The 12570-nt window shown below is 69.7% G+C and carries 12 protein-coding genes; 5 read left to right on the plus strand and 7 right to left on the minus strand.

What is annotated here, in order from left to right:
• The first annotated feature begins 54 nt into the window (after positions 1–54).
• Positions 55–1086, plus strand: a complete 1032-nt coding sequence (locus OWR29_RS15295) for a LacI family DNA-binding transcriptional regulator (protein WP_267563482.1) — start codon at positions 55–57, stop codon at positions 1084–1086.
• Positions 1087–1429: 343 nt separating this feature from the next.
• Positions 1430–1768, plus strand: coding sequence for a DUF6401 family natural product biosynthesis protein (locus OWR29_RS15300; RefSeq protein WP_267563483.1), 339 nt, complete (start codon positions 1430–1432; stop codon positions 1766–1768).
• A gap of 390 nt (positions 1769–2158) precedes the next feature.
• Here OWR29_RS15300 and OWR29_RS15305 read toward each other — a convergent pair whose 3' ends face one another.
• Positions 2159–3061 carry a DUF2382 domain-containing protein gene (locus OWR29_RS15305; protein ID WP_267563484.1) on the minus strand — a complete coding sequence of 301 codons (903 nt, stop codon included), beginning with the start codon at positions 3059–3061 and terminating at the stop codon, positions 2159–2161.
• A gap of 255 nt (positions 3062–3316) precedes the next feature.
• Between OWR29_RS15305 and OWR29_RS15310 the strand changes: the two genes are divergently transcribed.
• The gene (locus OWR29_RS15310) at positions 3317–5560 is read left to right on the plus strand and encodes a catalase (protein ID WP_267563485.1); all 2244 of its coding nucleotides are present in this window, start codon (positions 3317–3319) and stop codon (positions 5558–5560) included.
• A 51-nt stretch (positions 5561–5611) separates the two neighbouring features.
• On the opposite strand, the gene OWR29_RS15315 is transcribed toward OWR29_RS15310, so the two are convergent.
• Positions 5612–6253 carry a GNAT family N-acetyltransferase gene (locus OWR29_RS15315; RefSeq protein WP_267563486.1) on the minus strand — a complete coding sequence of 214 codons (642 nt, stop codon included), beginning with the start codon at positions 6251–6253 and terminating at the stop codon, positions 5612–5614.
• A gap of 47 nt (positions 6254–6300) precedes the next feature.
• Positions 6301–6573 (minus strand): hypothetical protein, encoded by a 273-nt coding sequence (locus OWR29_RS15320; RefSeq protein ID WP_267563487.1) that lies wholly within the window; start codon positions 6571–6573, stop codon positions 6301–6303.
• 75 nt (positions 6574–6648) lie between these two features.
• On the opposite strand from OWR29_RS15320, the gene OWR29_RS15325 reads away from it, so the two are divergent.
• Complete coding sequence (locus OWR29_RS15325) at positions 6649–6993, plus strand: hypothetical protein (RefSeq protein WP_267563488.1); 345 nt, start codon at positions 6649–6651, stop codon at positions 6991–6993.
• Positions 6994–7180: 187 nt separating this feature from the next.
• On the opposite strand, the gene OWR29_RS15330 is transcribed toward OWR29_RS15325, so the two are convergent.
• Genes OWR29_RS15330 through OWR29_RS15345 form a run of 4 tightly spaced genes read right to left on the minus strand, consistent with a single transcriptional unit; the run spans position 7181 to position 10706 of the window.
• Positions 7181–8224 carry a nucleotide disphospho-sugar-binding domain-containing protein gene (locus OWR29_RS15330; RefSeq protein WP_267563489.1) on the minus strand — a complete coding sequence of 348 codons (1044 nt, stop codon included), beginning with the start codon at positions 8222–8224 and terminating at the stop codon, positions 7181–7183.
• A 49-nt stretch (positions 8225–8273) separates the two neighbouring features.
• A complete protein-coding gene (locus tag OWR29_RS15335) occupies positions 8274–8834 on the minus strand; it encodes a YciI family protein (protein WP_267563490.1) in 561 nt (186 codons plus the stop codon).
• Positions 8835–8871: 37 nt separating this feature from the next.
• Positions 8872–10350: a caspase family protein gene (locus OWR29_RS15340; protein ID WP_267563491.1), complete on the minus strand. Its 1479-nt coding sequence runs from the start codon at positions 10348–10350 to the stop codon at positions 8872–8874.
• Positions 10347–10706, minus strand: coding sequence for an effector-associated constant component EACC1 (locus OWR29_RS15345; RefSeq protein ID WP_267563492.1), 360 nt, complete (start codon positions 10704–10706; stop codon positions 10347–10349). The genes OWR29_RS15340 and OWR29_RS15345 overlap by 4 nt, the downstream gene beginning before the upstream one ends.
• A 339-nt stretch (positions 10707–11045) precedes the next feature.
• On the opposite strand from OWR29_RS15345, the gene OWR29_RS15350 reads away from it, so the two are divergent.
• Complete coding sequence (locus tag OWR29_RS15350) at positions 11046–12500, plus strand: cellulase family glycosylhydrolase (RefSeq protein ID WP_267563493.1); 1455 nt, start codon at positions 11046–11048, stop codon at positions 12498–12500.
• Positions 12501–12570: the final 70 nt, after the last annotated feature.

Raw genomic sequence — 12570 nt, forward strand, 5'->3', positions numbered from 1 at the left:
GTGATCCCCCGGCCTGGTGATCACGTCCCGCGACGACTCGTGGAGAGTGGACACATGCCCAAGCCCGGTGTGCGGTTGCGGCTCGTCGACATCGCCGAGCGCGCCGGTGTCTCGCTGGCCACCGCCTCGCGCGCGCTGGCCGGGCGGGACGGGGTGAGCGAAGAGGTCGCGGCCCGCATCCGGCAGATCTCCGAAGAGATGGGGTACGTCGCCAATCCGTACGCACGAACGCTGGCCGGCGGCGCGAGCTCGACGGTCGGGCTGGTCGTGCACCAGGTCGACGACCCGTACTTCTCCGAGATCGCGGGCGGTGTCATCCGGGTCGCCGACGAGCAGGGGCTGCTCGTGCAGATCTGCCACTCCGGCCGCGACCCCGAGCACGAGCTGCGCCAGATCCGCCACCTGATCAATCAGCGGGTGCGCATCATCATCGTCGCCGGTTCGGGTTTCGCCGACGCCAGGCACGAGACGGCCGCGCGGGAAGAGCTTTCCGGTTTCGTACGTGGTGGTGGGCGCGTGGCCGTCATCGGCCGCCACACATTGGGCGTCGACGCCGTTCTGCCCGACAACGAAGCCGGCGGGCGCGCACTCGGGCAGCATTTGCTCGAACTCGGCCACCGGCGCATCGCGATCGCCTCGGGCAGCCCCGAACTGAACACGGTCATCGACCGGATAGGCGGGGTTGCGCGCGCAGTGAGCGAAGCCGGCCTTTCGATGAGCGATCTGCCAGTGGTGCACACCGACTTCACCCGCGACGGCGGAGTGGACGCGACCGAGCGCATCCTGCGCGACCACCCCGAGACGACGGCGATCATCGCCCTGAACGACGCGATGGCCATCGGCGTGCTGTCGACGCTGCGGGCGCGCGGTATCCCCGTACCGGAAAGGATGTCGGTAGTCGGCTTCGACGACGTCTCGGTGGCGGCCGACCTGGCCCCCAGCCTCACCACGATCCGCCTCCCCATGACCGAAATGGGCAAGATGGCGCTGGCGCTGGCCCTGCGCCCAGCAGCCGCCCGGCCGCGGCGGCGCTCAACCGGCCACACGCTGGTGGTCCGCGATTCGACCGGCCCCGCCCCAGCCTGAACAGCCCTCGATAGGGCAAGCGCTGGATTCGCTTCGACCAGTCCGGCTTGGGCTGACGGCGCTCGACCAAGCACACGCTTGTGGTCAGCTTCGACCGGTCCGGCCCAGAGCTGACGGCGCTCGACCAGGCACACGCACGCGTTCCGCTTCGACCGGTCCGGCCGGGACTGACGGCGCTCGACCAGCTCCTGGAGCGATTCGACCGGTTCGGCCCGGAGCTGAGCTCGCTCGATCAGGCACACGCTGGTGGTCCGCGATTCGGCGGGCCCCGCCCCGGGCTGAACGGGCTGAATACCGGGCAAAAGCTTGAAAGGCGGCGATCACGTTCGTACGGTGAGACGCCATGGATCTCACTCGGCAGAGCGAAACGGCCGTGCTGGCGGCGTCGGCGCTCGCATTGGAGCAGTGGGCGCAGCGTGTCGGACGGGCCGGGATGGCCGCGATGCACGCGTTGCCGGCCCTGCACGCGGCAGTTGATCAGCACGTCGCGCACATCCGCGCAGTAGTCGCCGACTCGCGGGGACGGGTGCACCCGGCAACGTTGGCCGCCTACGCGGACGGGGTCGCCGACACAGTGAGCGCCCGCGGCTGGACGGCCCGCGAGACCACCTGGGAACGACCCTCATGGCCGTCGGTGCATCTGCTCGCCGTTTGCGTGCTGGCCGAAGCCTGCATGAACTGAGCGTTTGCCGTCGCGGTTAGACGTTCGCCGTACAGATATGTGCGTTTGCCGAGTGCACTGGCACGTAGTGAGCGTTTGTCGTCCGTTGTTGCGCGTTTGCCGGCGCTGCCTGCGCTGAAGTGAGCGATTGCCGTCGACGACAGCGCATTTACTGGCGACGCCTGCGCGGAGTGAGCGTTTGCCGTCGGCTAGTGCGCGTTTGCTGGTGACGCCTGCGCGAAGTGAGCGTTCGCCGTCGGCTAGTGCGCGTTTGCCGGCGGCGGCTGCGCGAAGTGAGCGTTTGTCGTCGGTTGTTGCGCGTTTGGTTCGTTCCGTCGGCGGGGGTGAGCGTTTGGTGCCGGGGCCTGCGCGTTCGGGCAGGCCCCGGCGGGTGGGACTGATGTGCGGACGTCAGGAGAAGTTGCGCTTGCCGTTCTCGTCGGGGAGGTCGGCCTCGATGCGCTCCTTGCGGACCTCACCGCCGACCGTCTCCTCGTCGCGGACGGTCTCCTTGCCGAGGCGGACCCGCTCGACCGGGACGGCCTCCTTGTCGACCGTCGCGCGCTCGGCGTGCAGGGTCACCTCGTGCTCCGACTCGGTGATGGCCGGGCCGCCCAGGGCGTCGCCGCGGTTGGCGTCGGTGATCGGCTCGCGCTCCAGGCGGACTTCCTCGCGCTCGACCGGGACGGTGACCTGCTCCTGCTCGGTCACCACGTACTTGCGCAGCCGGGCCCGGCCGGTCTGCTCGGCGCGAGTGTCGACGTTGAGCCGCTCCTCCGAACGGGTCATGGCGTCGTCGCCCGACGCCCGGCCCTCGGCGTAGTCGGCGCGGCCCTCGGCGGAATCCGAGGCGTAACCGGCGGTGCGGCCCGCGGAGTAGTCGGCGCTGGAGTCCGAGGCGTAGCCGGCCGTGCGGCCCTCGCTGTAAGTGGACTCCGAGCCGGTGTAGTTGGCGCCCGCCGTGGCCGCTCCGGCCTGGTACGCGCGGGAGCTGTCCTCCCAGCTCAGGCCGTAGTACTGGTACAGCTTGTCGACGTCCTCGCCCTGCAGCGGCTCGTCGTGGGACGCGTCGATGTTCGGGGCGTCCTTGACCTTCGCCTTGTCGAACGGCACGACCAGGCGCTCGTCGCGCAGGTCGGCGCTGTCCAGCGGCACCAGCGACTCGTTCAGGCCGAACAGCCCGGTCTTGACGCTGGCCCACGCGGGACGGCCGTTGCCGTCGTCCCACACCTGGCCGACGCTGCCGATCTTGTCGCCGTCGGCGTCGTAGACGTCGGTGCCGTGCAGGCGGTTGGCGTGCTCGAGGTTGATCATCGGGGGGCTCCTTTTCGCTCGTTTCGCCTCCGGCCCTCGACCTACCCGCCTCGCTTGCCGTCATGCAAGCAACTTGGTGAAAAGTCAGTCATTCACCCTTCCTCGTTTGATCTTGGCCCCTAGGGGCATCCGTGGCCCCGTCGGGCCGCCCGCCTGAGCAGAATCCTGGGCAATATTTACCGGTTGCGCCCAGTTTGACCGGCTCAATCGCGGGTAGCCCTTGCCGGCATCACAAACCAGGAGGAGTGCCGACTGATGGACGCCAGCAAGCCCGTCAAGAAGATCAAGGACGCCGTCGAAAAGGCGGTCACGCCCGGCGACCGCATCCCGGGCTCGCCGGGCAGCGGCACGCCGTCGTTGGCCGAGCCGACCACCCCGATCGAGCCGCTGCCGCCCAAGAGCGAGCAGGACGCGCCCGAGACGGTGACGCCGACCGGCGCCGAGACCGGAGCGCCCAAGGTCAGCAAGAGCCAGCAGGGCGCCTATCTCACCACCTCGCAGGGCGCGCGCCTGCGCGACACCGACCACTCGCTCAAGGCCGGGACGCGCGGGCCGACCCTGCTGCAGGACCACCACTTCCGCGAGAAGATCTCGCACTTCGACCACGAGCGGATCCCCGAGCGGGTCGTTCACGCCCGGGGCGCCGGCGCCCACGGGACATTCACCGCGTACGGAACCGCTTCTGAGATCACGAAGGCCGGGTTCCTCGCCAAGGGCAAAGAGACCCAGGTCTTCGTACGATTCTCGACCGTCCTCGGCTCTCGGGGCTCGGCCGACACGGTGCGCGACACCCGCGGTTTCGCCACCAAGTTCTACACCGACGAGGGCACGTTCGACCTGATCGGCAACAACATCCCGGTGTTCTTCATCCAGGACGCGATCAAGTTTCCGGACATCATCCACGCCGGCAAGTGGCACCCCGACCGCGAGATCCCTCAGGCGCAGAGCGCGCACGACACGTTCTGGGACTTCGTCTCGCTGCACACCGAGGCCCAGCACCACACCATCTGGAACATGTCCGACCGCGGCATCCCACGCTCGTACCGGCACATGGAGGGTTTCGGGGTTCACACCTTCCGGCTGATCAACGAGGCCGGCGAGACCGTCCTGGCCAAGTTCCACTGGAAGCCCAAGCTGGGCGTGCACTCCCTGGACTGGGAGGAGGCGCAGCTCGCGGGTGGTGTCGACCCCGACTTCCACCGCCGGGACCTGTACGACTCGATCGAGGCCGGCGCCTTCCCCGAATGGGAGCTGGGCCTGCAGGTCTTCCCCGACACCGAGGACGAGACGTTCGCGGGCATCGACCTGCTCGACCCGACCAAGATCGTGCCGGAGGAGCTGGCTCCGGTACAGCCGGTCGGCAAGCTCGTGCTCAATGGCGTACCGACGAACTTCCACGCCGAGGTCGAGCAGGTGGCGTTCGTGCTCGGGCACCTGCCGCCCGGCATCGACGTCACGAATGACCCGCTGCTGCAGGGGCGGCTCTTCTCGTACCTGGACACGCAGTTGACCCGGCTCGGCGGCCCCAACCACTCGCAGATCCCGATCAACCGCCCGCACGCGCCGGTCAACGACATGCTCCGTGACGGCTTCCACCAGCACGCGGTGCACGGCGGCGTCGCCCCGTACCGGCCGAATTCGCTCGACGGCGGTAACCCGTCCACCACCGACACCGGCTTCCTGGACATCCCGGTGCGGGTGGCCGAGTCGACGAAGGTGCGCGAGAACCCGGTTTCGTTCGACGACCACTTCAGCCAGGTACGCCTGTTCTGGCGCAGCATGAGCCCGGTCGAGAAGGAGCACATCATCCGGGCGTACACCTTCGAGCTGGCCAAGTGCTACGAGCAGGCCATCAAGGAACGTCAGGTGCAGTGCCTGGCCAACATCGACCCGGTGCTGTGCGAGCAGGTGGCCACCGGCCTCGGCCTGCCCGTGCCGAAGCCGACGGTGCCGTTCGACGACGCCGAGGTCGAGGCCAGCCCGGTGCTGTCGCAGGTCGGCGGCGAGTGGCCGGCCGACGGTCGCCTGATCGGCATCGTCGTCGACCCGGCCGCCGGTCTGGACGGAGTCGAGGAGGTACGCACGGCGATCTTCGCGGCCGGCATGGTGCCGCTGGTGATCGCTCCGCACGGTGGCGTGGTCGACGGCGTGACGGTGCAGCGTACGTTCGCCACCGCCCGCTCGATCGAGTTCGACGCGATCCTGCTGGCCGGCGCGCCCGCTCCGGCCCCCGACGCCCTGCCCGCCCGTGACGCCAAGGCCGGCACGCCCTCCTCCCCCGCCGTCGACCCCCGGGTCACGCTGCTGGTCGAGGAGGCGTGGCGGCACGCCAAGGCCATCGGCGCCTGGGGTGCTGGTGTCACGGTTCTCGAGCAGACCGGCATTGCGGGTACGCCTGGAGTGGTGGCCGCCGACGCCGGTGCGACCGCTCTGACCGAGCTCCAGGCCCTGCTGGCCAAGCACCGCGTCTGGCAGCGCTTCCCGGCCACTGTGGCTTGAGTTTCCCTCGTACGTCGCCCCCGTCTCACTTCTGAGGCGGGGGCGCCGTCATCAGAGGCCCAGCACCGGGCGGCACTCCTCGACGCCGGAGAGCTCGATGTCGGCGCGGCGGCGGGGCGCCCAGTCGTCCCGTGTCAGCCGCCAGCCCAGCAACTGAGCCGGTTCACCGCGGCGGGTGGCCCACGCCGTGCCGTTGCGGCTGTAGCCGAGCGCCGCGGAGACCCCGTTCGACGCCTTGTTGTCGGCGAACGCCTCGCTGCCCGCCTCACGGGCCCCGAACCCGTCGAAGGCCAACTGCAGGATCGCGGCCCGCGCCTCCTTGCCGAGCCCCCGCCCACGGGCACCGGGCGCCAGCCACGAGAAGGTCGTCACCGTACCGAGTGCCGCGAAGTCCCGCCCGATCAGATCCTGCATGCCGAGCGGCTCGCCGTCCTCGCACACCACGAAGTAGAGCCGCCAGAACTCGGCGCTCACCCTCGACCGGCCGGCCCAGACCCGCCGCATCCAGCCCCATTCACGCTGAGGGCTCTCGTCGTACAGCGTCATCGGATCGTCGAACGGCAACGGCTGACCGTCCACGACTAGGCCGGCCCGCACCACCGGCACGAGCCGTTCCAGAAGCTCGTCGGTGGCCGCCTCGAGCGTCACCCGGGGCGTGCGAACCCGCAGGTTCAACGGCGGATAGTTCGACACCGGCGCACCGTACCGCCGCCCGCCGCCCCCACTCCACGCGTTTTCCGCTAGTCGCCCCGCCCCCGCACATGGGGCACCGGCTTCCCCGTGAGGTCGTCGATCACCAACGAGAAGCAAGCTCTCCGCCCTATGTCGTGGCACACCTCGCCGGCGCTCTGCAACGCACCGGCGAAGACCACACACCCGAGCGCCATCACCCCGAACAGCGCCAGCAGCCACCACGAGGTGGTGGTGCTCGTGCGGGTTCCGGCCCAGCTCCGCTCCCCCTGCCGCCCGACATCACGCAAATACGTCTCGTTCTGACCCTGCGGGCTGATCATCGCCACTTCCCTCCGTCACCTGACCAACGGCCCAGCCCCGTTCGGGATGTCGTACCGCCCTGCCAAGATGCAGCCGTGACCGACGACCTGAGGCACGAGTTCGAGTCCGCCGAGGGCAGCTTCATGCTGCGGCTGCGCACCGAGCTGCGGTGGGACAAGGAAGCCTTCACGCGTCTCGAACGAGCGATGCGCTCAGCCTGCGCCGACCACGAGGGCCGAGACGACCTGCCGCGCTGGGTGGCCGAGGGCTTCTGGGAGGCGGCCACCTTCATCCCCGAGTGGACGGCGCACCCCAACTTCCCGAGACCGGAACCGCAGCAGTACTACGACAACTGCCTGGAACGCATCCGAGACCTGGCGGACTGGTTCTTCCGCAGCTGGCACGCCTACCAGGAACCCCACGTCTGGCGTGAGCTGTGAACGCGGGCTCGCATATTCGCGTCAGAGGCCCCGGGTACGGATGGCGATCAACGTCGGCGGAGGGGCAGGTCGATGACTCAGGAGACGAAGAGCCCGGGGCCGTACAGCAAGGGCAAGATGCGGCTGCTGGGCGGCATGACGGCCGCGGTCCGGCGCCAGCGACAGCGGAGGGCGGGCCAAGCCTTGTTCAGCGGGCCGCACTCTCTCGCACCTCCTCCAGGTGACTCACCAGTTGAGCGGGGTCAGGCATGGCCGCCATCTCGGCTTCCACCTCGGCCGCGTTCGTGGCCAGGGAGGGGTCGGTGATGAGGCGGGTGACCAGGTCGGTGGTGATGTCGAGGTCGTCGGCGGCCAGGGCGGCGCCGCGGCGGGCGACCGCGGCTGCGTTGTGGCGGTGGGCGGAGTTGCCGTTGACGGCCAGTTGCGGCACGCCGGCGTGCAGGGCGGCCAGGACGCCGGACGCCTCGGCCTGGTGGATCACGGCGGCGCAGTGGCGGAGCACCGCCGCCAGTGGAACCGGGCCGGCGCTGCCTGCCCGCGGCGGCTGCGGCAGGTGCGTCTCGGGCTCGATCAGCACGAGGTCGGCGTCGATGGCCTCGACGGCGGCGATCGCGCGGCTCATCAGCGGGCGGCTGCCCGGCCGGCCCAGGTCGACCGCGATGCGGGGGCGACTCGGCGGCCGGGTCAGCCAGTCGGGTAGGTCGGCCTGTTCGCCGTACGGGAGAAACCGCATCGGCAAACCGGGCCGGGAACCCACGACGCTGGGCGGGGCGATGCTGATCGTCGCCGCGGCCGGCGGTAATCCGCGGCTCCGGCGGAAGCGCGCGGCGGTGACTGCGGCCAGGTCCGGACCGCCGATGAGCGTGTTGTCGAGCAGCACGGCAGGCACACCGGCCGTCGCGGCGGCCAGGGCGCCGGCGACGGCCAGCGGATCGTGCACGACCAGGTCCGGACGCCAGCGCTCGGCGAGGGCGACCAGGCCGTCGGCGAGCTGGTCGTTCACCGAGCCGAAGGTGAGCGCGGCCGCCCGGGTTCCGGCGGTGCCCTTCCGCTCGGCCCGGGTGAGCAGCGGGTGCCGGAGGGCCATCCGCAGCCCGGTCGACAGATAGCTGAACTGCGGCGCTACGTCCTCGACCGGCAACCCGTCGAGGTCCGCGACCGCCGCCTCACCGGCCGTCGCCACCAGCACCTCATGGCCGGCGTCCTGCAGGGCCCGGCCCAACGGGAGCATCGACTGAACAGTTCGCAGCAATGGCGTAGACACCAGCAGGATCCGCATGTCAGCGCCGCCCGCCGAACGTCCATGGGTGGACCTCGACCTTCTCGTAGTCGCCGGTGGCGGCGAAGACGGCCCGGATCGCCTGCGGGTCGGGGAACTCGCCGATGACGGCGGCGCCCTCCCAGTCCTCGGTGTTCTCGGAGAGCAGGCGGCCGTACGCGATCAGCTGCTCGCGGTCGAGTTCCGGCTCGGCGCCGGGCCAGTCCCGGAGCGGCTTGGCGTGGGCGAGAATCAGATAGCGGCCGCCGCCCTCGTCGCGCGGGCCCGGGAAGTCCCACATCGTCCGGCCGAGCAGGTCGACGTACCGCCGGACGAGGACGTGCCGGTATACCCCGGCGACGTAGTTCGGCTCCTCGAACGCGAAGACCCGCGCGGTCTCGGCGTCCGGCAGGTCAGCGATGTGGACACTGCCCGTGGCGTCCTCGAGGTCGTCCGTCAGCGTCGGCCCCCGCGCGATCATCTGCTCGGCAAACCTGTCCATGAAAGCCCAGTGCTCCTCGACGAGCCGCGCCCGCAACTCGCCCGCGCCGTCCCGGTCGCGGCCGTAGAAGAAGTAGTCCACGCGAAGAGGATCGCAGGGCCTGGAAACGCGCCGGCCGTCACGGTCCTTCGCAGGCGTTGCCGACAGTGCCGGGCTGCCGGACCACCTCGCGGGTGGCCAGCGTGGTGCCCTGATCGGCCAGTGCATCCCACTCGGCGTCGCTGCCTCCGTACGCGGCATTGACCGCGGCCAGGTCGACGGACATCAGCTCGACCTTGTAGTGCTGGCCGTTGTCACCGGGGAAGTACTGGTGGCCGCGCCAGGAGCCGAGGTTCTGCGGTTCCCGCCAGCCGAACACCTGCTGGACGTAGCGGTGCGCGTCCCCGTTGCTGAGGTTGCGGTTGGCCAGGACGAGCGTCTTGCCCTCGGCCAGCTTCGCCGTGCCGGTGAAGTAGGAGCAGTTCTGGACGCCGGTGCCACCGCCGGGCGACGAGATCCGGCCGCTGGAGACGACGACCGGCGCCTTCGAGGCCGGTGGCGGCGCGGCCGTCGCCGTGGAAGTGGCAGTGGTGGGCCTGGGAGTGGTGAGTTCGGGAGTGGGTTGCCGCGGAGGTGAACCGGTCGAGGTGGCAGGGGTGGGCGACGGCGGGGACGGCGACGCCCCGGAGGCGCTGGGCGGTACCGGCGTGCTGGTCTGCGGAGCGGCCGGCGGCAGGGCCCTGTCGTTTTGATCCGAAGTCTTGCCCGGCAGATGGGGAACTGCCCAGGCGACGCCCGAAACGAGCGCGACGGCCAGGGCCGCGCCGAGGACCGTCGCCTGCCGGCGCGTCGTCCGTCCCGGCGCCGTGGGTACGGGCCGTGGCCCGCCGCCCGTCTCGGCGATCACCAGGGTGCCTTCCCCGGCGCCGAGGCGGCGTGGGCGCTGCGGCGACGGCCCAGCACTCATTCGCGCGTGGACGTACTCGTACAGTTCGTCGACGGTGATCCGCCCGTCGCTGTTGAGATCCGCGGCCCCGGTGGAGATTCCGTCGATGACCGCCGCGGTGAAATACGACGGCCGGTCGTCGCCGCGGTTCTCGAAGCTGACCTCGGTGGCGCCGGACGCGGTCAGCACCGCCACGCCGCTGCCCCGCGGCAGGTCCTGCACCAGCGCCTCCACGCCCGGCCCGGTCGACCGCACGCTCATTCCCTTGATGAAAGCGCCGCTGAAGCAGCAGTCGACCAACACGACGGTCGACTTCGACCGGCTGGACTGCATGCACTCGCGCACCCATTCCGCCGAGACCGCGGTCGATCCGAGATAGTCGCATTCGGTGTCGGTGAACGCGAAGTAGAGCCGCCCCTGTTTGTCCTGCACACCGTGGCAGGACAGGTAGAGCAGGTTGAGATCGTCGGTCACCGAGGCCGCCTGGAAGAAGCCCTCGATCTCGCGCTGCGCCGTCCGGCTGGAACAGTCGATCTCGGCCCGCACGGAATAGTGCTGGTCGCTCAGCACCTCACGGAGATCGCGGACGTCGCGACGCGGCGAACGCAGATCCGCCAGGGATTCGTCCTTGAACGTGCAGCAGCCGAGCGCCAGCGCCCGCCGGGTCGTCACTCGCCCAGGCGGCGCGTGAACGCCGCCACCAATGCGTCCCGCTGCGCCCGGGTGACCCGGCCCTTGAACCGCTGACCGTCCACCTCGATCTCGACGTCCGACGGCTGGCGGCTCAGCCACGACGCCAGCACGCTCACCAGCCCTTCGAGCACAATCGGCGCGAGCGTCACGACGAGCGCCCCGACGGCGACGACCTCGCCGGACTTGCCGCCCACGGGCACCGGACCGGCGGAAGCCGGCCGCACGTCGTCGACATCCGACTCGTCGAGAACGACCTTCTGCAGGTCCTTCGTCAGCTCGGTCAACCCTTCGTCATCGGTGGCCGGGCAGTGCACCAGAACCGATGTCGTGATCATTTTCATGCAGGGGCCAATTCGGTCAGAAGTACCCGTCAACGACGACAGCGACGCTAGACGGACAGGACGCGGGCAACCTCATCCGTCCGGCCGGACTTCACCGGATATCACCCGTCCGATCGCCTGTGGACCGTACCCGCCCGTCGTTCGATCGGCTGGTTCCGGAATACAACAGTTCCATCTACATAGATCATTAGCCGATGGCCGGTCGCACGCCTTGGCACACGGCAGTCATGGCGATCTCGCGCGGGGGAACTTACCGTCGTCAATAGATGCCGATCGGCATTCATTGGCACCACGGCGGTGTCCTTTTCCCACCTCATGAAGGCTGGGTTTCGCATGCGCAAAATCAGCGTACGTGCCCTTGTTCTCGCCGTTTTTCTGCTGCTGAGCACGGTCTTGACCGGCCTGCCGGCTCAGGCGGCGGCACCCACTCTGGCCAGCCGGATGGCCGATGTGCGGGCCGCCAAGACGATCAACTACTACCCGGCGAACGCGGGCTGGACGAACATGTGGGTCAATTTCGATCCCGTACGCATCAACGCCGACCTGGCCAAGGCGGCCGCACTGGGCGCGAACACCGTGCGGCTCATCGTCTTCCCGCAGACGTTCGGCTATCCCGAGCCGACAGCCGCCTACGCCACGAAGCTCGACATGGTCGTCGACATCGCCGACGAGAACGGGCTGGACGTCAAGCTCACCCTGTTCGACTGGTGGTCCAACTATTCCGACGTGGACAACAGTGTCATCTGGGCCCTCACACTGCTGTCGCCCTACGTGAACGACCCGCGGGTGATCGCCGTCGAGTTGAAGAACGAGATCCCGCCAGCCAACGCCACCGCGATCGCCTGGGCCCGTGAGCTGATCCCGGCCATCCGGGCCACCGCGCCCACCATGCCGCTCACCCTGACCGTCGACGGCACGAGCGGCGCCGCCGGGATGGCCAACCTCAAGGCGCAGCTCACCACCACGCCGCTGGACTTCTACGACTTCCACTTCTACGGCGCGTCGGAGCGGTCCCTGGCCGAGATCCGCCGCGCCCAGGCCGCGGTGGCGCCCGACCCGATGGTCATCGGCGAGACCGGCCTGAGCACCGTGTCGGCCACCGAGGGCGAGCAGGCCGCCTATCTGGCCCGCGTCTTCCGCGCCGCCCAGGAGGCGAACGTCGGCTCGGTGGCGCCGTGGATCCTCAACGACTTCGCGCCCGGCGCCATCCCGTCCAACTCCTCGGTCTCGACCCAGCCCGCCCAGTACAAGTTCGGCCTCCACCGCACCGACGGCACCCCGAAGCTCGCCGCCTCCGTGGTTGGCGCTGCGTGGACGACCGGAAACATTTCCAGCTCGATACTCAACCTTGGTTTTGAAACCACGGCTAATGATTCGCCCTGGCGGCAGTACCTTCCCCAGGCCGGGGCCGCCGTCATCGTCAACGACACGGCTCGTACGGGCAGTCAGTCGGCCCGGTTCTCCGGCACCACCCGCACGTCGAGCGGACTCCCCTCGCTGCTCACCTCGCCCATCACGCCCGTGCAGCCCGGGCTGGCGTGGCACGCGGAGGCGTACGCGAAGGGAACCGCGGCCACGGGCATCACCGAGATCGCGCTCAGCTGGTTCGACATCAACGGCACGTGGGTCGGCCAGAACACGTCCAACCGCCTGCCCACCGGCACGACCGGTTGGACGAAGCTGTTCGTCGACGCCACCGTCCCGGCCGGGGCGGCCAGCGTCCAACTGCACCTGAAGTCGGGCGACAACACCGGCACGGTGTGGTTCGACGACGTCGCGACGACCTGACACGGGCAGGAACTCGGTAGAGCCCTCGACGGCGCCGAGCAGCACCACACGCAAAAGGGCCCACCCAGGC

This window comes from Paractinoplanes pyxinae (assembly GCF_026626335.1).
In the GTDB taxonomy this organism is placed as follows: Bacteria; Actinomycetota; Actinomycetes; order Mycobacteriales; family Micromonosporaceae; genus Actinoplanes; species Actinoplanes pyxinae.

What these genes read in the sequence shown, in the direction of transcription:
- OWR29_RS15320 (WP_267563487.1), bottom strand. Translation starts at nt 6,573, where the DNA reads ATGATCAGCCCGCAGGGTCAGAACGAGACGTATTTGCGTGATGTCGGG.
- OWR29_RS15305 (WP_267563484.1), bottom strand. Translation starts at nt 3,061, where the DNA reads ATGATCAACCTCGAGCACGCCAACCGCCTGCACGGCACCGACGTCTAC.
- OWR29_RS15310 (WP_267563485.1), top strand. Translation starts at nt 3,317, where the DNA reads ATGGACGCCAGCAAGCCCGTCAAGAAGATCAAGGACGCCGTCGAAAAG.
- OWR29_RS15295 (WP_267563482.1), top strand. Translation starts at nt 55, where the DNA reads ATGCCCAAGCCCGGTGTGCGGTTGCGGCTCGTCGACATCGCCGAGCGC.
- OWR29_RS15300 (WP_267563483.1), top strand. Translation starts at nt 1,430, where the DNA reads ATGGATCTCACTCGGCAGAGCGAAACGGCCGTGCTGGCGGCGTCGGCG.
- OWR29_RS15330 (WP_267563489.1), bottom strand. Translation starts at nt 8,224, where the DNA reads ATGCTCCCGTTGGGCCGGGCCCTGCAGGACGCCGGCCATGAGGTGCTG.
- OWR29_RS15345 (WP_267563492.1), bottom strand. Translation starts at nt 10,706, where the DNA reads ATGATCACGACATCGGTTCTGGTGCACTGCCCGGCCACCGATGACGAA.
- OWR29_RS15350 (WP_267563493.1), top strand. Translation starts at nt 11,046, where the DNA reads ATGCGCAAAATCAGCGTACGTGCCCTTGTTCTCGCCGTTTTTCTGCTG.